The 23,963-nt window shown below is 52.8% G+C and carries 20 protein-coding genes and 3 tRNA genes; 20 read left to right on the plus strand and 3 right to left on the minus strand.

Features of this window, described 5'->3' with window-relative positions:
* The 6 genes from Q0L28_RS05175 to Q0L28_RS05200 all read left to right on the plus strand — a co-directional run.
* Positions 1-1,089: alpha-amylase family glycosyl hydrolase (locus Q0L28_RS05175; protein WP_296632543.1), on the plus strand; the 1,089-nt coding region annotated here is incomplete at its 5' end.
* 49 nt (positions 1,090-1,138) lie between these two features.
* Positions 1,139-1,210 (plus strand) — tRNA-Thr (locus Q0L28_RS05180).
* A 48-nt stretch (positions 1,211-1,258) separates the two neighbouring features.
* A tRNA-Met gene (locus Q0L28_RS05185) sits at positions 1,259-1,332 on the plus strand.
* A 22-nt stretch (positions 1,333-1,354) separates the two neighbouring features.
* Positions 1,355-1,798: a MaoC family dehydratase N-terminal domain-containing protein gene (locus tag Q0L28_RS05190; protein ID WP_296632545.1), complete on the plus strand. Its 444-nt coding sequence runs from the start codon at positions 1,355-1,357 to the stop codon at positions 1,796-1,798.
* On the plus strand, positions 1,798-2,220 hold the full coding sequence (locus tag Q0L28_RS05195; protein WP_296632548.1) for a MaoC family dehydratase: 423 nt from the start codon (positions 1,798-1,800) through the stop codon (positions 2,218-2,220). The genes Q0L28_RS05190 and Q0L28_RS05195 overlap by 1 nt, the downstream gene beginning before the upstream one ends.
* Positions 2,220-3,272: a UDP-N-acetylmuramate dehydrogenase gene (locus Q0L28_RS05200; RefSeq protein ID WP_296632550.1), complete on the plus strand. Its 1,053-nt coding sequence runs from the start codon at positions 2,220-2,222 to the stop codon at positions 3,270-3,272. The genes Q0L28_RS05195 and Q0L28_RS05200 overlap by 1 nt, the downstream gene beginning before the upstream one ends.
* Positions 3,273-3,339: 67 nt before the next feature.
* Here Q0L28_RS05200 and Q0L28_RS05205 read toward each other — a convergent pair whose 3' ends face one another.
* Entirely contained in the window at positions 3,340-4,539 is a 1,200-nt protein-coding gene (locus tag Q0L28_RS05205) for a pyridoxal phosphate-dependent aminotransferase (protein ID WP_296632553.1), read from the minus strand.
* A 203-nt stretch (positions 4,540-4,742) separates the two neighbouring features.
* Between Q0L28_RS05205 and Q0L28_RS05210 the strand changes: the two genes are divergently transcribed.
* The 7 genes from Q0L28_RS05210 to Q0L28_RS05240 all read left to right on the plus strand — a co-directional run bounded on the left by Q0L28_RS05210 (position 4,743) and on the right by Q0L28_RS05240 (position 9,914).
* Positions 4,743-4,815: transfer RNA gene (locus Q0L28_RS05210), tRNA-Trp, on the plus strand.
* A 42-nt stretch (positions 4,816-4,857) separates the two neighbouring features.
* Positions 4,858-5,121 carry a preprotein translocase subunit SecE gene (gene secE / locus Q0L28_RS05215; RefSeq protein ID WP_296632555.1) on the plus strand — a complete coding sequence of 88 codons (264 nt, stop codon included), beginning with the start codon at positions 4,858-4,860 and terminating at the stop codon, positions 5,119-5,121.
* A gap of 39 nt (positions 5,122-5,160) precedes the next feature.
* Positions 5,161-6,000 (plus strand): transcription termination/antitermination protein NusG, encoded by an 840-nt coding sequence (gene nusG, locus Q0L28_RS05220; protein WP_366843564.1) that lies wholly within the window; start codon positions 5,161-5,163, stop codon positions 5,998-6,000.
* Between the two features lie 45 nt (positions 6,001-6,045).
* Complete coding sequence (rplK, locus tag Q0L28_RS05225) at positions 6,046-6,477, plus strand: 50S ribosomal protein L11 (protein ID WP_296632559.1); 432 nt, start codon at positions 6,046-6,048, stop codon at positions 6,475-6,477.
* 86 nt (positions 6,478-6,563) lie between these two features.
* A complete protein-coding gene (gene rplA / locus Q0L28_RS05230; protein ID WP_296632560.1) occupies positions 6,564-7,265 on the plus strand; it encodes a 50S ribosomal protein L1 in 702 nt (233 codons plus the stop codon).
* A 94-nt stretch (positions 7,266-7,359) separates the two neighbouring features.
* Positions 7,360-8,814, plus strand: coding sequence for an aminotransferase class V-fold PLP-dependent enzyme (locus tag Q0L28_RS05235; RefSeq protein ID WP_296632563.1), 1,455 nt, complete (start codon positions 7,360-7,362; stop codon positions 8,812-8,814).
* A 71-nt stretch (positions 8,815-8,885) separates the two neighbouring features.
* Positions 8,886-9,914 (plus strand): Atu2307/SP_0267 family LLM class monooxygenase, encoded by a 1,029-nt coding sequence (locus Q0L28_RS05240; protein ID WP_296632565.1) that lies wholly within the window; start codon positions 8,886-8,888, stop codon positions 9,912-9,914.
* Here Q0L28_RS05240 and Q0L28_RS05245 read toward each other — a convergent pair.
* Together Q0L28_RS05245 and Q0L28_RS05250 are read right to left on the minus strand one after the other, a co-directional pair.
* Positions 9,907-13,434, minus strand: a complete 3,528-nt coding sequence (locus tag Q0L28_RS05245) for a TM0106 family RecB-like putative nuclease (RefSeq protein ID WP_296632568.1) — start codon at positions 13,432-13,434, stop codon at positions 9,907-9,909. The genes Q0L28_RS05240 and Q0L28_RS05245 overlap by 8 nt on opposite strands.
* Before the next feature lie 81 nt (positions 13,435-13,515).
* Complete coding sequence (locus Q0L28_RS05250; protein ID WP_296632570.1) at positions 13,516-14,487, minus strand: carbohydrate kinase; 972 nt, start codon at positions 14,485-14,487, stop codon at positions 13,516-13,518.
* Between the two features lie 32 nt (positions 14,488-14,519).
* Here Q0L28_RS05250 and Q0L28_RS05255 point away from each other — a divergent pair, with 32 nt between their 5' ends.
* The 7 genes from Q0L28_RS05255 (at position 14,520) to Q0L28_RS05285 (ending at position 23,891) form a co-directional block, all read left to right on the plus strand.
* Entirely contained in the window at positions 14,520-15,548 is a 1,029-nt protein-coding gene (locus Q0L28_RS05255) for a hypothetical protein (RefSeq protein WP_296632572.1), read from the plus strand.
* On the plus strand, positions 15,549-16,193 hold the full coding sequence (locus tag Q0L28_RS05260) for an HAD-IA family hydrolase (RefSeq protein ID WP_296632574.1): 645 nt from the start codon (positions 15,549-15,551) through the stop codon (positions 16,191-16,193).
* Positions 16,194-16,211: 18 nt separating this feature from the next.
* Complete coding sequence (locus Q0L28_RS05265; RefSeq protein WP_296632575.1) at positions 16,212-16,868, plus strand: response regulator transcription factor; 657 nt, start codon at positions 16,212-16,214, stop codon at positions 16,866-16,868.
* On the plus strand, positions 16,861-18,606 hold the full coding sequence (locus Q0L28_RS05270) for a hypothetical protein (RefSeq protein ID WP_296632579.1): 1,746 nt from the start codon (positions 16,861-16,863) through the stop codon (positions 18,604-18,606). Before Q0L28_RS05265 ends, Q0L28_RS05270 begins: the two co-directional genes overlap by 8 nt.
* Positions 18,607-18,783: 177 nt before the next feature.
* Complete coding sequence (locus Q0L28_RS05275) at positions 18,784-21,087, plus strand: DEAD/DEAH box helicase (protein WP_296632581.1); 2,304 nt, start codon at positions 18,784-18,786, stop codon at positions 21,085-21,087.
* A gap of 72 nt (positions 21,088-21,159) precedes the next feature.
* Positions 21,160-22,623, plus strand: a complete 1,464-nt coding sequence (locus Q0L28_RS05280) for a DUF1800 domain-containing protein (protein ID WP_296632585.1) — start codon at positions 21,160-21,162, stop codon at positions 22,621-22,623.
* The gene (locus tag Q0L28_RS05285) at positions 22,620-23,891 is read left to right on the plus strand and encodes a DUF1501 domain-containing protein (RefSeq protein ID WP_296632587.1); all 1,272 of its coding nucleotides are present in this window, start codon (positions 22,620-22,622) and stop codon (positions 23,889-23,891) included. The genes Q0L28_RS05280 and Q0L28_RS05285 overlap by 4 nt, the downstream gene beginning before the upstream one ends.
* Positions 23,892-23,963 lie beyond the last annotated feature (72 nt).

Below are 23,963 nucleotides of genomic sequence, written 5' to 3' on the forward strand. Positions count from 1 at the left end.
CACTCTGGTGACACTCACGAATGGTTCAAGGCGGCGCACAAAAATCCGAAGGCACTTGAATCTGAGTTTTATTACTTCACCGACGGCAACACAAAATATGACGCCTGGTTTGGTTACCCGAGTTTGCCAAAGTTCAACTGGAACTCAAAGGAGTTGCGCAAGCGATTCATCGAAGGTAAAAACTCGGTGGTTGCCAAGTGGCTCAAGGCGCCTTTCAACTTTGACGGTTGGCGCATTGACGTGGCCAACATGACTGGCCGAGTGCGCGATGAAGACATGTATCTGGATGTTGCCAAGACCGTGCGCACCACCATGGTTGAAGTAAACCCGAACACCATTATGTTGGGGGAGTACACCGGTGACGCTGCCTATGAAGTGCAGGGCGACGGTTGGCAAGGCGCAATGACTTATGCAAACTTCACACGCCCGGTTTGGCGTTGGTTGCACAAGCAGAGTGAACAAACAGAATTGCAAAACATGGGATACATCACCAAGGCCGAAAGCGGCACTGACTTTGTGACCAGCTACACCCAATTCAACGCCGGGTTTCCGTGGCATGTTCGTACCAATAATTTGAACGCCCTCGATACCCATGACACCCCACGCTTCAAAACTTTCGCCATCAAGGGTGCGCAAAAAGTTGCCGCCGGTTTGCAATTCACCATCCCAGGCATTCCAATGGTTTGGGCCGGCGACGAGTTTGGCCTCGATGGCACTATCGGCGAGGAAGCGCGCACGCCAATGCCTTGGAACAACGAGCGACCAATCGAAAAGAACCTGGTTGCCGTTTATGCCAAGCTGGCCGAGATTCGCAAGGCTAACCCGGCGCTAACCGAGGGCAGCATGCGCTTTTTATATGCCTCGGATGAAGCCGTGGTTTTCGTTCGTGAACACCGCAAGCAAAGCATCCTGGTGTGCGCCACTCGCGGCAAAGATTCTTCGATCAAGTTGCACAAAGATGCGGTGTTTGGCCTTGAGCACTCGGTGAACCTTTTTGGTGGCGGCAAAATCGAAGTGAAAACCAACAGCGTGAAACTGCCGGGTGACAAGGTTTCAGTCAACATCTGGCGTTTGCCAGCCGCTAAATAAAGGTGATAAAGTCTTCTGGTGCCTGGCGCCAGTCGCCAATCTGCACAACGCCCCGATAGCTCAGTGGTAGAGCACTTCCATGGTAAGGAAGGGGTCGCCAGTTCAATCCTGGCTCGGGGCTCGCACTAAAAACAACCAATTGCCACCGTTTCACTAGGTGGCAATGCCCGGCTGGGTAGCTCAGGTGGTTAGAGCACACGACTCATAATCGTGGGGTCGCGGGTTCGAGTCCCGCCCTAGCTACTGTCGCTCGTAAACTAATCCCGTGGTAAATCCAAACGTGCAGGGCAAAAAATATCCGGCAACCCAGCCTTATCTGGTTGGCCGTGAAAAAATCCGCGAGTTCGCCCACGCGGTTAAATCAACCAATCCAATGAACTTGGATGTCTTCGCCGCACAAGCTGCCGGCTATGACGACATCATTGCGCCGCCAACTTTTGCCGTGGTGATTCAGGAGCGTTCGCTGACAACTGTTTTGGCAGACCCAGAGGCTGGCATCGAATTCAGCCGCGTGGTTCATGGTGATCAGCGCTTCATTCACGAGCGACCAATAGTTGCTGGTGACGAATTGGTGAGCGAGCTAGAAGTAGCCAGCGTTAAGTCACTAGGTGGCAACTCAATGGTCACATTTGAAACCAAAATCTTCGATGTGAATAAAGACCTTGTTTGCACCGCCATTTCAACGCTTGTGGTTCGAGGTGCAGAGTAATGACTCACATCAACATTGCGTCACTAGAAGTTGGCCAAGAAATTGGCAAGCAAGAGTTTTGGTTTACTCGCGATTCACTAGTGCGTTATGCCGGTGCATCGGGTGACTTCAACAACATTCACTATCGCGACGATGTGGCACAAGCCGTTGGCCTGCCAGGAGTTTTGGCACACGGCATGCTCACCATGGGCGCCGCCGTTCAGGTTGCTGTTGATTGGGTTGGCGATGCCGGCCGAATCGCCGACTACCAGGTGCGCTTCACCAAGCCAGTAGTGGTTGATGCTCGCGAAGGCGCAGTGGTTTTGGTCTCTGGCAAAATTGCCGAGATTGACGCCGAAAACAAAATTGTTCGTGTTGATCTAACCGCAACTTTCAACGACACCACCGTGCTTGGCAAAGCACAGGTTCGAGTTCGCCTGTAATGAATTCGGTTAAACCACTAAGCGAATTAACCACCATTCGAGTTGGCGGCACACCTGCCGAAATTTTCGAAGCAAAAACTCGTGACGACCTAATCGAACACACACTTGGTGTTTGGCGATCGGGCGAAGACTGGTTGGTCTTGGGTGGCGGCTCAAATCTTGTGGTTTCCGACGACGTTGAAAATTTGCGCGTGATCAAAGTTGCCAATCTTGGCATTGAGCCAGTGCGCAATCGCGATGAGTCACGAGTTGTGGTGCGGGTGCAAGCGGGCGAATCTTGGGATGGCTTTGTGGCCCACACCATCGCTGCAGGCCTTGCTGGCATTGAGGCAATGAGTGGCATTCCGGGCACCGTGGGCGCTGCTCCGGTGCAGAACATTGGCGCCTATGGTCAAGAGCTAAGCGACACCATGGTGCGCCTCGAGTTCTTGGATTACGTGACTCACGAAGTTGCCATTCTTGAAGCCAAAGACTTGCAGTTTGGTTATCGCGATAGCGCAATTAAACGTGGTCGCCCAGGCGTGATCACTTGGGTTGAATTTGAATTACAAAACTTGGATGGCCTGAGTCGCCCACTTTATTCAACTCAGATTGCTGCGGATCTTGGCGTTGCCATGGGCGCGCAGGTGCCGCTGGCCGATGTGCGAAACAGCGTGCTCAAACTTCGTGCCAACAAGGGAATGGCGTTGAGTGACGCCGACCCAGATTCAGTTAGCTGCGGAAGTTTCTTTACCAACCCAATCGTGAGCGACAAAGTGGCTCGCACTCTGCCAGAAGATGCACCTCGTTATGAAAACGAAGAAGACGATGGTCTAACCGTGAAGCTATCAGCGGCATGGTTGATTGAAAACGCAGGAATTCAAAAGGGCTATCGAATTGCCGGCTCTAAGGCTGCAATTTCTAGCAAGCACACGCTTGCAATTGTGAACACCGGGGGTGCTACTGCCGAAGAAATTTTGCAATTGGCAACCTATGTGCAAACCCGAGTGTCAAATAAGTTCGCAATCAACTTGGTGCCTGAACCAAACCTCGTTGGTTTCAGCCACGCTTAAACGTTTGGCTCGTAAAAACTTGCCGATAAAAAAAGACCCGCACTTCGCGGGTCTTTTTTATTAGCACTTAGCTAAAGAGTTTTTGCAAACGCTGAATGCCTTCTAGCAATGGCGCATCGCCAAGTGCATAAGACAAGCGCACATAGCCTGATGGGCCGAAGGCCTCACCTGGCACAAGTGCAACTTCAGCGGTTTCAAGAATGTAGTCGCAAAGTTCTAGCGAAGTGTTGATTTGCTTGCCGCCCCACTCGCGACCCAACAGGCCGGTGACATCCGAGTAAACATAGAAAGCACCTTGAGGGGTTGGAGCAACCCAACCAGGAATCTTGTTCAACTCAGCAACCGCAATCTTGCGACGACGGTCGAAGGCTTCGCGCATGGCCAGCACTTCATCCTGAGGGCCGGTCAAAGCGGCAATCGCTGCACGCTGCGAAATGTTTGAGACGTTAGAAGAAAGGTGTGACTGCAAATTGCCAGCCGCCTTCATTGCGTCAAGCGGGCCAGCCATCCATCCCAAGCGCCAACCGGTCATTGCGTAAGTCTTGGCAACGCCGTTCACCAAAATGGTGCGGTCGATTAGCTCTGGAACTGCCTCAGTGATTGAGGTTGCCTTCACGCCGTCGTAAACCAGGTTCTGGTAGATCTCGTCGGTAATTACCCAAAGGCCGTTTTCATAGGCCCAGCGACCGATTGCCTCGGTCTGCTCTCGGGTATAAACCGAACCGGTTGGGTTTGAAGGTGAAACGAAGAGCAAAACCTTCGACTTAGGGGTGCGAGCCGCTTCAAGCTGCTCCACGGTGACCAGGTAGTTCTGGTCTGCGCCGGCAAAAACCTCAACTGGCACGCCACCGGCAAGGCGAATGGCCTCAGGATAGGTTGTCCAGAACGGGGTAGGCATCAAAACCTCGTCGCCCGGGTCAACAATTGTGGCAAATGCCTGGTAAACCGCCTGCTTGCCACCGTTGGTGACAACCACTTGAGCAGCCGAGATTTCGGTGCCAGAGTCGGTCTTGGTTTTGGCGGCAATTGCCTCGCGCAGGTCTGGAAGGCCCACGGCCGGGGTGTAGCGGTGGTTTTTAGGGTCGCGAGCGGCCACAATGGCGGCTTCTACGATGTGGGCCGGGGTTGGAAAGTCAGGTTCGCCGGCTGCATAAGAGATGACTGGGCGGCCAGCTGCCTGAAGCGATTTGGCTTTGGCATCAACCTTGAGAGTGGCTGATTCAGCAATGGCACCGATACGTTTTGAGATTCGAGGGAATTCAGGCATGCGACAAGATTAGCAAGCAGAATCGGGCCTCGGATGGGCCAGCGCCCTAATTAGCCTTTGCGCAAAAGGTCCGCAGCGGTTATCCTTACAGGAGGTAGTTTGACAACTCCGGAAGCCTTATCTGGCAATTAAATCATTCTTAGATATTCAATCTATTAGTGTGCCCATTTGCCTGGCTTTCGAAGCAACAAACAACCCTGTAAAGGGTGGTGGCTCAATTGGTAGAGCATCGGTCTCCAAAACCGAGGGTTGCAGGTTCGAGTCCTGTCCGCCCTGCTGAAACGAAATGACTTCGGTCACAAAGAAAAGGAACGCCTCATGGCAGATGAACTAGAGCAAGAAGACCTAGTCGAGAAAGCGAAAGCTGATCGTGCGTCAAAGCGCAACGTTTTTGCACGCGGTGCTCTTTTCATTAAGCAGGTTCTTGGTGAACTAAACAAAGTCACCAAGCCAACCTGGGCAGAACTTCGCAACTACACCGCAGTGGTGCTTGCATTCGTTGCAGTTGTAATGGTGATCATTACCGGTCTTGACTGGTTGTTCTACCAAGCTGTTACTTTTGTCTTCACCCCAACCGCATAATTTCGCTCCACAAATAAAAGGATTCAAACGTTGACTGATATGGAACGCGACGAGCTAGAGGCTTTGGCCGAAGTTGTTGCAACTGACCCAGCTGTCGAGCAAGCAATTGCCGAGGCAGACGCTGACTTTGCCGATTTGGCAAAAGACGCGGCTGTTGAGCTGGAGCAAGATCTAGAACTTGAAGAAGCAATTGTTGAGGCTGCCGAAGAGCAGGCTGCAATTGCAGACGAAATCGAAGAGGGTGCACCGGTTGACCCTTACGCAGAATTCAAAGCAGAACTTCGCCGTCAGCCTGGCAAGTGGTACGTAATCCACTCATACGCGGGTTATGAAAAGCGCGTTAAGCAGAACATCGAAAACCGCAAGCTTGCAATCGAGGGCGGCGACGACATCTTCCAGATTGAAGTTCCAATGGAAGACTCAATCGAAATCAAGAACGGCCAGCGCAAGTTGGTAACCAAGGTACGCATCCCTGGTTATGTATTGATTCGCATGGAGATGAACGAAGAGTCATGGTCACTTGTTCGTCACACTCCAGCAGTTACCGGCTTCGTTGGTAACTCTCAGAACCCAACACCACTTCGCGCAGACGAAGCATTCAACATGTTGAAGAGCCTTTATGTATTGCCTGAAGAAGCAGAAGCCAAGGCTGCTGCCAAGGGTGGCGTTGCCGTTAAGGGCAAGGCTAAGGCTGTTCCAATCAACGTTGATTACAAGGTTGGCGAGAGCATCATGATCAAAGACGGCTCGTTTGCCGGTCTTCCAGGAACCATTAGCGAGATCAAGCCAGAAAGCGGCAAGCTTACTGTTTTGGTTTCACTGTTCGAGCGCGAGACTCCAGTGGAGTTGGGCTTCGAGCAGGTTGGCGCTCTGAACTAAACAAGTTTTATAAACAGTTTCCAAACAAACAAAAGGAAAATCAAAATGGCACCGAAGAAAAAGATCACTGGCATGATCAAGCTTCAGATCAACGCAGGCGCTGCTAACCCAGCACCTCCGATTGGTCCAGCTCTTGGTCAGCACGGTGTGAACATCATGGAGTTCTGCACTGCGTACAACAACGCAACTGCAGACCAGAAGGGCAACGTCGTTCCGGTAGAAATCACCGTTTACGAAGACCGCTCATTCACCTTCGTTCTAAAGACCCCTCCTGCAGCCGAGCTAATCAAGAAGGCAGCAAACGTTCAGAAGGGTTCAGCAACTCCTCACACCGTGAAGGTTGCAACACTTTCGAAGGAAGCTTTGTACAAGATTGCCGAGCAGAAGATGTCAGATCTGAACGCTAACGATGTTGATGCAGCTGCAAAGATCATCGCTGGTACTGCACGCTCAATGGGAATCACAACCGAAGCTTAAGCAACACAAACCAATAGCAATTAGTGGGAGCATCGCGCGCGATGCGTTGACCACGAACTGTGACCAATTAGAAAAGGAACAACAGAATGGCAAAGCGCTCAAAGGCCTACCAGGCCGCAGCAGCTCTCATCACCGAGGGCAAGCTATACACCCCAGCCGAAGCAGTAGCTCTTATCAAAGAGACTGGTTCGAAGAAGTTTGATTCAACCATTGAGGTTGCACTTAAGCTTGGCGTCGACCCTCGCAAGGCAGACCAGATGATCCGTGGAACTGTTTCACTTCCACACGGAACTGGTAAGACTGCACGCGTAATCGTTTTTGCAACTGGTGCCGCGGCTGACGCTGCAAAGGCTGCCGGTGCAGACGAAGTTGGCGGCGACGAACTGATCGAGAAGGTAGCCGCAGGCTGGACCGACTTTGACTCTGCAGTATCGACTCCTGAACTTATGGGTAAGGTCGGTCGCCTAGGTAAGGTTCTTGGTCCTCGCAACCTTATGCCTAACCCAAAGACCGGCACCGTGACTCCAGATGTTGCGAAGGCAGTTACCGACATCAAGGGTGGCCGCATCGAGTTCCGCATCGACAAGCAGTCAAACTTGCACTTCATCATTGGCAAGGCTTCATTCACAAAAGAGCAGCTTGGCGAAAACCTTGCAGTTGCACTTGAAGAAGTAAACCGTTTGAAGCCATCAAGCTCAAAGGGCCGCTACCTAATCAAGGCTGCACTTGCAACCACATTTGGTCCGGGCATTTTGCTAGACACCAACATCACCAAGGTTGAGTTCTAAGCCTTACCAAACGTTCACTTTGAATTGGGGATCGGGCCTTTAGGCCCGGTCCCTTATTCGTTAGGCTGATAGCCGATTATCGAAAGGCGGGATATTGCCACAACACGCATTTGGCGCAGCCACACTACTTGACCCGAAAGACCCTATGGGTTTGCGTGCACACGCGCCCCTGCTAGACGCATGGATGCGCGATATGGAAACAGACCGATCGCCATTCCAAATTCCTGGCCACAAGGGTCGCACCGATTTAACCGGTGCAATCGTTGACGGAGACATTCCAGTTCTGCCGGGCAACCACACCAATCGAATTTCACCATCGCTCATTCTTGAGGCAGAGGCAATTGCTGCCAAACTTTGGGGCGCAGACCTCTGCCGCTTTGGAGTGAATGGTTCTAGTGGTTCAAACCACGCAGCCGTAATGGCCGTTGCCTCACCTGGCGACAAAGTGATTGTTTCTCGCACCCTGCACAAATCAGTTTTGGTTGGCATGGTTTATGCGGGGGTCACCCCAATTTGGATTCGCCCTGAGATCAACCCAGAAACTGGGTTGCCTGAATACTTGCCATCAACCCGTTTGGCAGAAACCATTGCAGCCAACCCAGACGCAAAAGCAGTTTTGATTGGCGAGCCTTCATATGTTGGCACCATGTCAAACATCCCTCGCTTGTCTAAAGTTTGTCACGACGCCGGCATTCCACTCGTTGTTGATGCAGCTTGGGCTGCCCACTATGGTTTTCACAAAGAGCTGCCAAACCACCCCCTTGCCGAAGGTGCCGACATCGTGGTCACCTCGGCCCACAAAACCTTGCCTAGCTACTCGCAGGCTTCATTTGTTTTGGTGCGCGAAGGCCTGGTAGACCTTGCCCGCTTCAACAAAATGTTCGACTCAACCCAAACCACATCAATGTCAGGTCGCATCTTGGCTTCTATCGATGCGGCACGTGCGCTGCTTGAGCGTCACGGTGCTGAGTTGATTGGCCCTGTAATCGAAGCCACCGAGCGCGGTCGCGATGCACTCCGTGCGGCCGGCATCCAAGTGATTGATGGCGAATACATTGACCCGTTGAAGTTGGTTATTTTGCTCGGATCAGTGGGTGCCGATGGCAACCACGTTGAAGCCGATCTATTGGCGGCCAACATCGATGTTGAAATGGCGAACCGCGACATCGTGATTCCGATGATTACATTTGCCGACACCCCAGATCGCATCAATGATCTGATTCAACGCATTATCGAATCGGTGAATCGTCACCGTGGGCCGGTTCGTCCGATTGAAATTCTGCCGGCGTTCTCGATTGAGCCTGAGGTTGTAGTCACCCCGCGCGAGGCCTTCTTCTCTGATTACGAAGTGGTTGATTCGGCCAATGCGGTTGGTCGAGTTTCAGCAGAAATGATTTGCCCTTACCCACCAGGCGTGCCGGTGTTGTCACCGGGTGAGCGCATTACCGAAGCGGCCTTGAGCGCATTGCTAAAGGCGCGCGACATGGGCGTGCGCATTGCATTTGTTGCCGACCCAACCTTGAAGACGCTCAAGGTTTTGCCTCAGTAGTTGGAATAAACCAACCTGGCCTAGAGTTGTCTAGTGGGGGTTGACAAAGTTCAACTCAGAAAGAGATGACGATGACTCAGGTTCGATTTGGCCTAGACACCTTTGGCGACATGACCCGCGATAAGCAGGGCAACGATGACTCTGCCGGCCAGGTAATTCGCAACATTGTTGCGCAGGCGGTTTTGGCAGACGAGCTGGGCTTAGACAACTTCAACATCGGCGAGCACCACCGCAATGACTTTGCAGTTTCTGTTCCAGACACCGTGCTTGCCGGCATTGCAACCGTCACCAAGAACATCACCCTGGGCACTGGCGTGACCGTGCTTTCTAGTGACGACCCGGTGCGCGTCTATCAACGCTTTGCAACCATCCAGGCGCTATCAAACGGCCGTGCCGAGATCACCGCTGGACGTGGATCTTTCACCGAGTCTTTTCCGCTGTTTGGCTATGAGCTGCAGGACTACGCAGTTTTGTTTGAAGAAAAACTGGAGCTATTGGTTGAGCTTCTAAAAGAGCAACCAGTCACTTGGAGCGGCACCACTCGCGCTTCGCTAACCAACCAAGACGTTTACCCAAAGACCGAAAAACCAATTGCAATTCGCGTTGGCGTAGGTGGCAGCCCAGAGTCAGTTATTCGTGCAGCGCGTTTGGGCACACCACTGGCGCTGGCAATTATTGGCGGCGACCCAGCTCGCTTTGCGCCGTTTGCAAAACTATTTCACGATGCTTTGGATAAGTTTGGCCGCGAAGCATTGCCAATTTCAATTCACTCACCTGGTCACGTTGCCGACACAGATGAGCAAGCAATCGAAGAAATGTGGCCGGCCTATCAGGAGAGTTTCGGCCGCATTGGTCGCGAACGCGGATGGCAGCCAATGTCAAAAGATCACTACTTGCACGAAGTGAACCATGGGTCGCTTTATGTGGGTGCACCAGAAACAGTGGCTAAGAAGATTGCCTATGCGATTGAATCGGTTGGTGCCCAGCGTTTTGACTTGAAGTATGCAACCGGCCCTCTTTCACACAACAAGCTAATGCACTCGATTGAGCTTTATGCCAACGAGGTTGTGCCTCGCGTTAAGAAACTGCTAGCTAATTAGCAAAAGCTAGAAGGCCTGCAAGACGACTGATGCATTTGACGTCTTGCACGTTTCTAAAGCTGGTGCGGGTTAGCAACGGCGAGTAAACCAAGAAGCTGTTTGTCTTTGCTCGGGATAGCGCAACGTTCAATCGGTTTCGATCAAGCAAGAACTCTAAGCCGCGCGGCGCATCCTCGGCGGTTGATGCTGCCAAGCTAATAATCACGATGTCGGCTTCGCGACCCTGGAATTTATCTACGGTGCCAACCTGAATGTCTTGATAACCTTCGGCATCAAGGCCGTGACGCAGCAAATCAACCTGGGCGTTGTAAGGCGAGACCACGAGAATTTCGCTCATGCCAACTTGATCAACGTGCTTGCGAATAATTGCCAGCACTTGCTCCACTTCTTCGGGGGAGTGAGTTGAGTTGTTGTCATGGTGCACCTCGATTGCGCTTAGGCCAGGGGCCACGCCTTCGAGCACGTGCTTATTGGTGTCTGGGTGAGAGTGCAGACGACCCTCGTATGACAACCAAGAAACCGGCTCATTCACCTTTGGATGCATGCGGCGCGTGACCTCGACGAAGTAGCCGTGTTGAGCATCAAGAATCTTTTGCTCACCCATGTAGTGACCGAGCGCAGAGTTATCAACGCCGCCTGGGTGCACAGCCTGAACCACCTGGGTGAGTTGCTGCGGGTCGCCGAGCATCACGATGTTTTTGGTGTTGGCGCCAATGGCGATTGCGTCAACCAGCGAGAACTGAGCGGCTTCATCGATGAACATGTAATCGAACTTTTGTGACATTACCTGTGCAGCGCAAAAGACCCAAGACGTGCCGCCAACTACAGTGCCAACATTAAGGTTCTCGGTGCGCCACGTTGCAAGGCCGCCATTGTCTTTTGGCACTGCCCAAGGCTTTGGCAATGATTCACCAGATGCGTTGCGCTTGGCAATTTGTTCAACGGGCACACCAGCTGAGATGCAACCGTGAAGCAGGTTTTCTACGGCCGAGTGTGAGTTAGCCACAACGCCAATTGATTTGCCTTGCTCAATTAGGTGCTTAATCGCGCGTGATGCAAGATAAGTTTTGCCAGACCCAGGTGGGCCCTGAACTGCAAGCGTTGAATGGTCAAGCGCATCGACTGCAGAGATTAGTGCAGGCAAATAGTCGTTTACGTTTGCTTGGGTTAGTGCTGCGCCGCCAACCAAGTTTGGCTTGCGTCGCATGAGCAAATCGATTGTGGCATCGCCCGTAGGTGCGGGGTTGCGTGGGTCACCCCACTTATCTGTAATGCCGTGAACCCAGTCACCAACGGCCTCGGGTTTTGGAGCTGGTCTAATCGCCTCATTCTCAAAAAGCGCGTTTGGTTCATAGCCTCGATTTTCTGGAGTGGTTTCGCGAGTGAAGACCACCTCGCCATCGAGGTTGCTGATGACCTTGCCTTTATCAACTTCGTGTTGGTTAGCCCCAATGTCAAAACGAACATAAATGTCTTTGTCGTCTTTCAAAAAAGCTGTTTGCCCGGGTTCTAGAAAATACCGGTAGGTCTGCCGAGTTTTATTTGAACCGCGCATTGGCTGCGCATCAATCAGCTCGCAATCGCGGGCCACCAAAGCCTTGCGGTCGCTAGCTAGTGCGTCGTCGGTGGCTTCACGACGAATGCGCAAATCGCGCCATTTGATTACTTCTTCACGGTTGTAATAAAGCATCGAGTGAGCGATGGCCAGCCAGATCTTGGCGTTGTAATCGGCTTCTGGGTCTTCGCCCTCAGGCCAATCTTCAACGGCTGCCATCAGGTTTTTGGTGCCTTCAATTAGGCGTTCAAGTTCGAGCTCTGCCTTGCTTAGCGAACCGTCGGCTGAGCTCTTAGCCTCTAGTCGCGCTGCTTTTTTTGTTTCTACCGCACTTCGAAACTGGGCATATTTGCTGCCAGCACCGGGCATGGCCGCCAACCACTCATAGAGTTCAAGCGTTGAAACGCAGTCGGTCTCGTTATAGAAACCGATGTCGCGAATCAAAGTTGTTGCGGTTTCGGCATCGCCAACTTCAACTGCCATTCGGTAGTCTTCGTAGCCGTCGATGCTGGCTGCCGCATTTGAAACTTCGCCGGTGCGCTCAAAACCATAAATTGGCTCGAGGTACTTAATTGAATAACTCGGCTGGCTCACCAAGATAGAACCGCGCACAACCTTATAAAGATCAATCAGGCGGTCTTCTTCAAACAGCTGCGCAACTTCTTTTTCCATCACTCCGTGGCGAGCAGCCAAGCGGCTAAGCGCAGTTTTCTCATAAGGGGCGTAGTGATAAATGTGGGCCGCCGGGTCGGCGCTCATCTCGGCAATGGCGTACTCAACAAAATCAATGAAGGCTTGCTTCTCTTGCTCTCGGTCGTGCGCCCAAAACTCAAAGAACCTCTTTTCGCGGTTTACGGCACCAAACAAATATTCCAAGCCGCCACCTGCGAAGTACGGAAAGCCCTCCATGTCGAAGAACACATCGTGAGCCGATGCCGGAGGTAGCACGCCAATTTCTGGGTCGTTGACCAATTCATAACTGTGCTTGCCCGTGGTTTTGAACGAGGTTTGCAAACGAGCCTGCTTGCGCAATTTGTCGAAGCTGCCAGGCACAAAATCACTAGGGCGTTGTTCATCGGTTGCAGCACCGAGTGCGGCCATTGTGGTGATGCCGGCTTTTTGCAGCTTCTGAATCTGGCTCTTGTTGATGCCAGCTACCTGCACCAGGTGATCAATTTCAACGCGAGTATGTGCACACAAATCTGGGTATTCACAAATGTCGCAGGTTGAAGCAACCGGGCAATACAAACTCAGGTTCTCAAGTGCAAACTTCGAAACGTCAACGTTGCCCGCTAATTCATCAAACAAGTCACCCAGGTTTTGGCGAGCCTGCCGCATGGCAGGCACCACATCGCCTTCTTCAAAGGTTTCAACGCGACGGCTACCCAATACCAAACCGTGCTGCGCATCGACAGCCTTCAAACCGAGTGCATCCAGGGCGTCAATGTAAAGCGCAACCTGTAGCAGGTAATTTGGCTTGGCCGAACCGGCCAGCTTCGCATCCCAGGCGATGTAGCCGTGCTTGCCCGCCAACTCAGCTACCTGGCGGGCAATCAATTTGCCGTTTTCAAAATCAAGCTCGTAATCGGCGCGAACCAAAAAGTCTGGACGGCCGCTGAATTCGGCACGGCCCACGCGGTGGCGCATTGAGCCCTGGTAGATCACTGGCACGCCAGCATTCATCAACTCAATAGTCTTGGCAATCTGGTCGCCGCCATCCGAAGGTTTTTGAAAGCCTTCGTCACCCAAGCACTCACGCAACTCAGCCTCAAGCTGGGCCTCGTATCGATTGCCATAGGTGATTGGCAGGCCCTCAACCGGCTTGTCGTAAGGCTTGATTAGCTCGGCAACGCCTGGCATGTGCAGCTCGCGCGCGACAGCCAGTTTGATGCAGTGTTCACATGAAGCGGCACGCATTAGGTCGCGTGTGTTAAACGACCAAATGTCGTCTTGAATTTTGCGCATTTATAAACCCCGTGATGTTGTTCTAGCTGTTCGCACAGCTGTTGTCTTTATGAGTCAGATTGTGCCACGGGGGTGTGACATTTAGGCGTTTAGAACCGCATTCAGGTCAGCCAGAGTTGGCGGCTCGCAACCGGCACGCTCGCAGGTAATCGAGGCAGCAACGCCGGCAATGCGAACGAACTCGGCAAGTGCGTCATCGGTCAAGTTATCCAAGCGATCAAATGCATCGGTGCCCAACGCGTCAATGTCCGAAAGCTGACCCAAAAGATTGGCGCAGAAAGTATCCCCAGCGCCAACCGTGTCAACCACATTGATCTTTCGAGAGCCCACATCAATGCGACGGTCGCCGCGATAAATCGAAGTACCCGATGCGCCACGAGTTACCAAAACCACGCGGCCAGTGTCGCCAATCCACCCGCGAACAATTGCGTCGAGATCGGCACCGGCATCGAGCCCATATAGCCATTCGATATCTTCATCGGATGCCTTGATGAGGTGGCTAAACGAATTCACGCGCTCGACACGAAGGCGCTCGGTGGTTGGGTCGAAACCCAGAGCAGGGCGCATGTTGATGTCGTGACTAATGGTCACCGAGTTTTGTTCGAAGTGTGATTTGCCCCAGGCTTCAATCACTTTGTTGCCAGGCTCCATCGCCATGGTCAAGCAGCCAAATTGAATTGCGGTGGCGTGAAGGTTTTCAAGCTGCACGTCGGTTGGCAATTCATCTGGGGTCCATGCCCAGTCAGCAGTGCCGTTCACATAAAACGCGTAAGCCGGAATGCCGTGCGAATCAATCGAAACAACCGCCAAAGTGGTTAGCTCAGGTGCACTAATAGTGAGGTCTAGGTTCACGCCGTTTGTTTCAAGGCGCTCACGGATGATTTTGCCGAAGCGGTCGTTGCTGATGCGACCCAAGAAACGGTGCGGCACATCGCGTCGAGCAAGCGCCAAAGCAACGTTGGCGTTTGCGCCACCAACAATCGCGTTGAACGAACCAGGCTGGTAGCGGTTCTCAATTAGGTCAATCAGGGCTTCGCCAATTACAAGGATCATGCCAAAAGTTTAGGGGGGTCTAGGCTGAAGACATGAAGAAATTTCCGCTTGAGAACCGAGCCGTTGCACTTCCGTTAGCTGGAGTGGTTGTGACCTGGTGGGCCTTCATGCTTGCCCAAATCATTGATATCTTCACCCCGCCGCAGCAGTACTCAACCAATGGCATGCCTATCGCCGACGCCACGCTGCACCCTTCTATCTATGTTTTCTTCGCTGGCATTCTTGCCACCGCAATTTGTTCGCTTATTGGTCAGTCTTGGGCAATCAAGGCTCGTGCCACCTCGGATGCCAACGCGGCACTTGCTCGCTCTGCTCACCGCTTTGCCAACCTGATGGTGATTTTGAGTTTGGCAGCCGGTGTGATTTTTGTCATCGGCACTTTCATGGGCGCATTCAACTCTTATAGCGGTCGTTCAGAAAATCTTGTCGTGCGTTTGGTCGATGTTTACATTCCAATTTTGCTTGGCACCGCAATGGTGGTTTGGGTTTTGCTTCGCGCATTCGTAACCCGCGAGCACGAGCGCAACGAAGATGGCACCAAGGCTCGAATGAGCGAAACTCAAAAAGCCTTGACCCTCGGATACGTTGTGCCAATTTTGGCAACCGCCTTCGCCATCATCTTTGGTCTTGTGGTTTACGACATCACTCGCACCACTCTTCAGGTTTGGGTTTGGGTGATCATCGTTTTGATTGTTGCTTTTGGTGTTGTTGCCGGCACTCGCTTTGCGGCCAAGGCAAAGTCGGCAAAGGCCGAGGCGCCAAAGCCGCGCACCGCACTTGCTGCGGGAGCTACAGTTTTGAACTTTGTGCTTTCGATTGTTTTTGGTGGCGTAGTTGGCATCATGGCATTTGCCTATGGAAGCAGCGCTGTTCAGAAATTACAAACTTGGTCTGCACCGCCGGTGGATTGCAAAGACATGGATTGTCAATCAATTCCGGTTTTGAAACCAATCACCTGGCAGTGGCTAATTGAAGATGCAGCCCCGGCTAAGGTTTTGATTTTGCTCGCCGTTGTTGGCGTTTATTTCACCATCACCGAGCGCAACCGACAGGCAAAGTAGTTGAAGTTTTCTGCAAGTGGGCTGCTGTTCGATAACGACGGTGTGCTGGTAGACAGCCACGAAGCTGCCAAAGATGCTTGGGCAATTTGGTGCAGCGAATATGCACCGCACATTAACTGGGATAGCGCCGAAAATGCTGGCGTGCGCGCCGAAGACAAAGTGCGTCTTTGGGTGGCACCCGAGTTATTTGAAGAAGCCAACAACCGCATCAATCAACTTGAGCAAGACACCGCGCACGAAACCGTGCCACTAGGCGGAGCAGTGGAGTTGCTGCACTCACTAAAGCCAGGCACCTGGACAGTTTGTACCTCGGCGAATCCAAACCTTGGTCGAGCGCGACTCGAGGCCGCTGGCTTGCCGGTGCCTGCCGAACTGGTCACCGCCGCAGATGTGCAGAACGGCAAGCCAAACCCAGACCCTTATCTGTTGGGTGCCAAGCGCCTAGGTTTTGAGCCAGCCGACTGTGTGGTTTTTGAAGATGCTGAAGCGGGCGTAATCGCCGCTATTGAGGCTGGAGTGGGCTTAGTGATTGGGGTTTCCAAGCGAGCCATGAAAACCCAAGCCGACATCGTGGTCAAAGATCTATCAGGCATCACCTTTGACGGCGATACTCTGGTTATTCCAGATAAAAACCGACTTCGCTAAAGATATCCGGGGATAAAAATGTATGCACGCCAAGTGCTTGTTGTAGAAGACGAGTCATTGCTGCGCGACTTGATTGCAAAGATGCTCGAGTCAGCCGGCTTTCAAGTGACCACCGCAGCAAACGCAGCAGATGCGAAGCGAGCCTTTGAAGCGGTTGACCCAGACGCGGCCGTGATCGATGTTGAACTCGGCGCTGGCCCAAATGGTTTTGACTTCGCAGCCGCAGTGCACGAAGTGGCCCCGGATGTTGGCCTCGTGTTCCTCACCAATTTGCCGGACCCTCGTTTTGTTGGCCGACACTCAGACGACCTGCCAAAGCACGTTGCTTATTTGCGCAAGTCGAAGTTGGTTGACGCCAAAGATTTGGTGAACGCAATCGAGGCAGTGCTGCGCGATTCTGTCACCAAAGAATTCCGCCACGATCAAGACCCAAACCGCCCACTTGCCGAATTGTCGCGCAAACAAATCGCGGTGTTGCAACTATTGGCGGCCGGTTATTCAAACTCGCAGATTGCCGAGAAGCGTTCAACCACCGTGCGTGCGGTTGAGGGCATTGTGAGCCGCACTTTTGCCGCGTTGGATGTTGACCCGCAGGCAGCCGGCAATGCACGCGTTGAAGCGGCATCAAAGTTCTTGCAGGCTTCGGGCAAGGCCATGCAGCTCGCTGATGACTAAACGGGCGATTACTCCGCGCACCAGTCTCTCAGCGGCAATCGATAATGCCGCCGGGCCGATTGCGGTTAGCAATCGCGTTCTAATTCAGTTTGCTTTTCCTTCGATCACCGGTTTGATTGCGCTCAATCTGAATCGCTTCATTCAAAACCCAACCGCCTGGTTTGCAATTTCGCTTTCGGCCTACATAGCCACGGTGATTCCACTTCTGATTTTTAGATCAACAATCGCACCAACCCAAAATCGCACAAGAATGCGCTTGCGCACATCAATTGCGTTTCTTATCGCGGGTCTAATTCGCGGCTTTGTTGTTTTCGTGGTTGGAACCCAACTTGGTGTGATTCCCGCAGAGGAGCTTCTGCTTCGACTTCTAAATGCACCCCTGTTTGTTTATGGGGCCGTGGCCACCTTTGCTATCTTCAACGCATCGCGATTGCGACACCTTGACACGCTTCAAAAGCTTGAAATTGAGAAAGCTACTTTGGATGAGTTGCGTGGCGGAATTCGCGAGCGCATCAAAATGCAAAAGCTTGAGCTGCTTCAGCGAATTCAAACCGTATTGAAGCCAGCCATTGAAGATGTGTCGAAGCAAATCAGCAAGAAGTCGAAGGGCGTGGATGTTTCTTCGAAGTTGCAAAATATTGTTGAAACCGTGGTGCGCCCACTCAGCCACGATGTTGGTTTGACTGATGAATTTGAAGCTGAAGTAAAGGTCGCGGCAAAGCGCGCGGTTGGTGCCGGCTTCAAGCAGAACTGGCCTGGCAGCCTCTCGGTTGGTCAAATGATTGTGGCGCCCTACATCACCTTTGCAACCGCATCGGTAGCGCTTGGCTTTCTCGCGGTGATGGCGCCTAACCACATTGCATTAGCTGGCTTTATTTCTCTTGCAGTGGTCTACCTAGGATTTGAGGCGATCAGCCGATTGCTGGTTCGCGTGTGGCTGCCCGCCTTTTTCGCATTCATCACTGCCACCATTGCTGCAACGATTCCGCCCGTTATTGCGGTGAACCTGATGTCGTTTGCGCTCACCCCGGTGCCATTTGGCGGGTCCATCCAATTTGTAATGTTTAGTTGGATCATTACCTGGATTTCTTTTTACATGCAGTTCTTGCGCACGCAACGTGCAGCCGCCGAAGCCGAGATGACTTCGGCTATTGCTGAGTTGGCAATTCTCAACTCTCAGTTGCGACAAGCTGCTTGGATGAATCGACGCAAGTTGGCGGCTATTTTGCACGGTTCTGTTCAGTCGGCGCTTTATGCCGCCGCCATTAAGTTGGCCAAGGCCGACAAGCCAACTAAGAAAGAAATCAAGGCCATTCAAGAAGATATCTCGGCTTCAGTTAGAAAGCTAGAACAGGCCGATGGTGGCGAATCGCTATCCGAGGTAATTGAACAAATTCAACAGGTGTGGGCAGGTGCCGTAAACATCACTGTGTCGCCAATTAGCAACGAATTGAAAATTACCTTTGAAAAGCACCCAATTGCGGCGTCTTGTGTAGCCGAAGTAATTCGCGAAGCGGTGAGTAATTCCGCCAAGCACGGCAAGGCCAACAACATTCAGATCTCGGTGCGCGAGAACGAAGCAGGGCTAATTGCAGTTGAAGTTTCGAACGATGGCAAGCCGGTAGCCGTGGACTGCAAGCCTGGCTACGGTAGCTCGATTTTTGATGAGGTTGCGTTTAGCTGGTCGTTGAAAACTCAAGGGCCACTGACTGTGTTGGTCGCTTCAATCGCAATCTAAAAAATTGTCTAGCCAAAACGGCGAACTTCGGATAACCTTAGAAAGTTACGAAATCGTGACAGTAGTCGTTTGCGGATTTTCCTCCAAATAAGTGGGTCTAGCGCTGTTCGACTAGCCAGCGCTCATCAGCTACTCCCTGCTGAGCCCCACTCATAACTGAATTAAAGGAAAATCATCATGCCAAATTTTGGTCAATCAAACGCGCGCTCGTCAAAGGGCGCTCCTAAATCAGCAGGTAAGGGCCGTGCTCCAGCAGCCGGCAAAGGTCGCCCAGCGACCGGCAAAGCTGCAGGCTCAAACTTCAAAACTCGTGAAGATGGGAAAAGTCGCGACAGCGATTTTTCTAGAGGCGGCGCAGCTCGATCTTCCGGCCGCGCGCCTCAGCGCAGCTTCAGCGATGCACCTAGCCGTGCTCCACGCGAGCGTGGCGCATTCTTCGAAGATCGCCCAAAGCGCACCTACGGTGCAACCGAATCTTCAAGTCGCGACGCTAACCTAGGCCGACCAAACCGCGAAGGTGGTCGTGACTGGTATCCAAAGACTGGCGATGCACGTTCAACCGAGCGCAAGCCTCGCTACAACTCAGACGACCGCGCTGCTCGCGATTCACGCCCTTCATATGGTGACCGTGATTCACGTCCGGCACGCGACTCACGCCCGTCTTATGGTGACCGTGATTCACGTCCAGCTCGTGACTCACGTCCAAGCTACGGCGACCGCGATGCACGCCCAGCTTATGGTCGTGGCGACTCACGCCCAGCACGAGATGACCGTCCGTCATACGGCGATCGCCCAGCACGTGACGACCGCCCACGTCGTGACTCAGACCGCGCACCTCGCACATTCGGCGGTGGCTTCGGCGACCGCAACCGTGCGGAGCGCCCAAGCTATGGTCGCGATGACAAGACTCGTTTCGAAGAGCGCACTGCAAAGCGTGGTTGGTCTGAAGACCGTGGCCGCGAAGAGCGCAACCCAAACCGTCCAGACCGCGCAGCACGCGATGACTCACGCGAGTCAACCTTTCGTGGTGCACGTGACTCGAACCCAAACAAGAAGGCTTTCTTCGAAGACAAGGTTCTTGAGCGTCTAGACGTTGAGCAGTCAGAGGTAATCACCGAAGACTCATTCGAGACCATGGGTCTGCACCCGAAGGTTCTTATTGCACTTACCGGAATGGGCGCAGAGACTCCGTTCCCAATTCAGGCAAGCACAATTCCTGCAGCTATCTCTGGCCGCGATGTTCTTGGCCGTGGCAAGACCGGTTCGGGCAAGACCATTGCCTTCACCGTTCCTCTTGTTACCAAGTTGATCGCTGCTGGTTCAGTGCCTCGCAAGCCGGGCAAGCCACGCGCGCTGATTCTTGCGCCAACCCGTGAACTTGCAGACCAGATTGACCGCACTGTAAACGGCATTGCCCGTGCGGTTGGTTTCTACACAACTTGTATCTACGGTGGTGTTCCTCAGCGCAAGCAAGAAAACGCAATGAGCCGTGGCGTAGACATCGTGGTGGCAACACCTGGTCGTCTAGAAGACCTAATGTCTCAGCGCATCATCGACCTAAGCGAAGTTGAAACTTTGGTTGTTGACGAAGCTGACCACATGTGTGACCTTGGCTTCATCGAAGGCGTGCGCCGCATCATGCGCGCAGCCGGCGACAGCCAGAAGCTTTTGTTCTCGGCAACACTTGACCGCGAGGTTGACGCGTTGGTTAAGGAATTCCTTCCGGACCCTTACGTATACGAAGTGCCAAACGAAGAGAACGACACCGCAAACATCACTCACCGAGTTTTGACGGTGGACCAAGAAGACCGTTCGGCTGTATTGCTTCGCCTGGTTCAGGGTGAAGGCAAGTCGATCATCTTTACTCGCACCAAGATGACCGCTGAGCGTCTAAGCGAGAGCTTGACGCAGGCTGGCGTGCCAGCGGCTCGTTTGCACGGTGACCTAAACCAGAACCAGCGCAACCGAAACCTAGAGCGTTTCACTAAGGGTGCCTGCCGCGTTTTGGTGGCTACGGATGTTGCCGCCCGCGGTATTCACGTTGATGATGTTGCCTTGGTTATCCAGGTAGATCCACCAGAGGAATACAAGACTTACTTGCACCGCTCAGGCCGCACCGGCCGTGCTGGCAAGGAGGGAACAGTGATTACTCTGATTCCTCGCAACCGTCGTCGTCGCATGGAAGACCTATTGGGTCGTGCCGAGCGCGATGGCTTGTTTAGCGAAGTTCGCCCAAGCTCTGAATTGCTAGTTGACCTAGCCGGCCCTATTGCTGCTGCACCAGCGCCAGAAGTTCTTGACTTCGGTGACTCACGCGGTGGCTCAGGTGGCGGTGGCCGTGGTCGTGGTGACCGTGATGGTCGTGGCGGCGGTGGCCGTGGTGGTTCACGCGGTGGCAACTACGGTGGCTCAGGCAAGGGGCGTTGGTCAGACAAGCCGTCTGGCGACAAGCGCCCACGCGCGCGCAAATTCGAAGGCTAATTTCGTAAAATCGAAAGTCGTTCACCCCTCGTCAATCTCTGCAAGTTAGAGTTTGGCGAGGGGTGATTTCGTTTGGCTGTCATAAATGACGTGCGTGCGCGCACGACCCTAGCCAAGCTCACCTATGGCTATAACCCAACCGATGTTGCCACTATTAAGGCGATCGGTTTGGAGGAATGGCTCAAAGATCAACTGACCCCGACCAAGGTTGAAACCAGCGAATACTTGCAAGACATTTCAATGTTTCGTTCGCAAACAATGTCACTTCCGCAGATCTATCAAGATCGACTTTTCAAGGGCAAGCCAAGCCTGCTTTCAAATGAACTTGCGCACCTAACTCTGATTCGTCGCATCTATTCTTCGCGTCAAGTTTTTGAAATGTTGGTCGAGCTTTTCAGCGACTACGTGCCTGTTCCGCTTTTGGCAAAGAAATCGCTGGTTCGAGTTGATTACGACAACACCGTAATTCGTGCAAACGTGCTCGGATATTTTCCTAACCTTTTGGCCGCGGCCACTTACCACCCGGCCATGCTTGATTACCTAAACGGCGACACCAACACCGCGCAGCATCCGAATGAAAATTATGGTCGTGAATTTCTAGAGCTATTCACGCTAACCCCGGGTGCGGGCTACACCGAAGATGATGTCAAGGGTGCTTCAAAAATGTTCTCGGGTATCTTTTGGGATGTTGCAACTGACACTCACCACGTGCGACTAAGCCAGCACTACTTTGGTCAGATTAAAGTTTTTGGCTACACCGATAAAAACAAGGCAACCACGAGCGAAAATGCGGTGAAGTTGCGCATCAAGCGATTCATCAAAAACATTGCACTGCGCCCCGAAACTGCAAATGCATTCAGCATTCGCATGGCCCGCAGATTTGTTGCCGATGTGCCACCAAACTCGCTAATCAAAAAGATGAGCGCCGAATACTTGCGCACCAAAGGGCACATCCCGAGTGTTTTCAAAGTGATGGCACTGAGCACAGAGTTTGCGGCAGCCAAGCCAACCAAGGTGAAGCGCCCGATGGAACACCTGGCCTCGACCGTGCGTGCTCTAAACGTTTCACTAGCGAACCCGGTGCCACAGCCGAATATAGAAGTGGTCAAGGATTACGCCAAGGGTTCACCTATGCCGCCGGTGCTGACTGCACTAACCACTCAGGGGCACGCGCCTTTTGACTGGCCTTTTCCTAATGGCTACCCAGACATCGGTGAGCCTTGGACCACGCTTTCTAGCCAGGTGCAGCGTTGGAATTTCTCGACCAAGATTGCTCAGGGCAGAATGGCGAATGCTTTTGCCGACCCAAATTATGCAACCCTGTTAAGCCCAACCAGCACAACGCCAAATGAAATTGTCACCGACTTGGCAGTGCATCTTTATGGTGCAGATTTACCAACTGCCGAAAAGACCAAGGTGTTGGCAATCGTAAATCAAAGCGTTCGCAATAACGGCGACCAAGCTAAATACATTTCAAATGTTGCGGCAACCGCAGCGGCACTTTTGCTTTCAAAACCAGATTGGAATTTGCGATGAGTCACGACGAAGCAAATTGCGGTTGCGAAGAATTTCAGGAACTCACTCGCGGGGTTAGTCGTCGTGGATTTCTTGGGGGAGTGCTTGCACTTGGCGGTGGCTTGGCGATTGCTGTTGAACCAGGCTTCGATTACGCACTTGCAGCGCCCGGTCAAAACGCAGCCGATGTAATCATCATGGTTTCAATGCGCGGCGGAATGGATGGCCTGATGGCTGTTCCGGTTTTGGGCGACCCGCTGTTGCAGCAAAGCCGACCGATCACAGCAGTTGCCGACAGCGAAAATCTAAATCTTGATAACCACTTCGGTTTGCACAAAAATCTTTCGGGTTTCAAAACCATGTTTGACAATCAAGAACTTGCCATCGTTCACGCGGTTGGCACACCAACTGGCACACGCAGTCACTTTGACGATCAACTTGCCATCGAGCTTGCCGCCTACAACAATCCAGACACCACCACCGGATGGCAGACTCGCTATCTGAGCGCCATTGGCAGCACTGAAGTGCTTACCGGTTTCTCGGCATCGCAAAATAAGCCGGCTGCCTTCCGCGGCGCAAACCAGGCTGCATCATTTGAAGACCTAAGCCAAGTGACCATCACCAGCGTGGGCAACGACCGGGCAAGTTATCTTGAGCTGCTAAAGCAGATGCACAAAAACAGCGATCACCAATGGGCCAAGGCTGGGCTTTCTTCAATTGACGCGTCTGAAAAACTGCGTTCGGTTTCACAAACCTCGAGCGTCACTTATCCAGACACCGCACTCGGTCGTCGATTCAAACTTTTGGCAACCCTGCTGCACTCGGGCACACCAATCAAAACCGCAAATATTGATTTTGGTGGTGACCTTGATGTGCACAGCGAGGCTGGCATCGCTTCGGGCACCATGGCCAACAACTTCAAGAACCTGAATGACTCGGTAATGGCTCTGAAGCAAGACCTTGGCTCGCTGTGGAACTCGGTGACCATCGTGACCGTGACCGAGTTTGGCCGTCGCCTGCAAGAAAACGCATCCGCGGGCCTCGACCATGGCTGGGGCTCGGCCATGTTCGTAATGGGTGGCGGAGTAAAGGGTGGAAAGATCGTGGCCAACTGGCCGGGTCTATCCCCAGAGAATTTGCACAACGGAGACCTGGCCGTGACCCTGGACTACCGCCACGTGATGGCCGATGTGCTGCGCTATCGAGGCAACCTATCTTCAACCGAGATCAATTCAATTTTCCCTGGGTTCCAATTTCAAGATCTCGGATTGGCCCGCCAGGTCAGTTAGTCGGCCGGCAAGCGAAGCTGCCACATTTCGCAACCGAATTCGACCCAAGCCCTGCCATTGTCTAGGCTTTAA

The sequence above is a fragment of the Rhodoluna sp. genome (assembly GCF_024639375.1).
In the GTDB taxonomy this organism is placed as follows: Bacteria; Actinomycetota; Actinomycetes; order Actinomycetales; family Microbacteriaceae; genus Rhodoluna.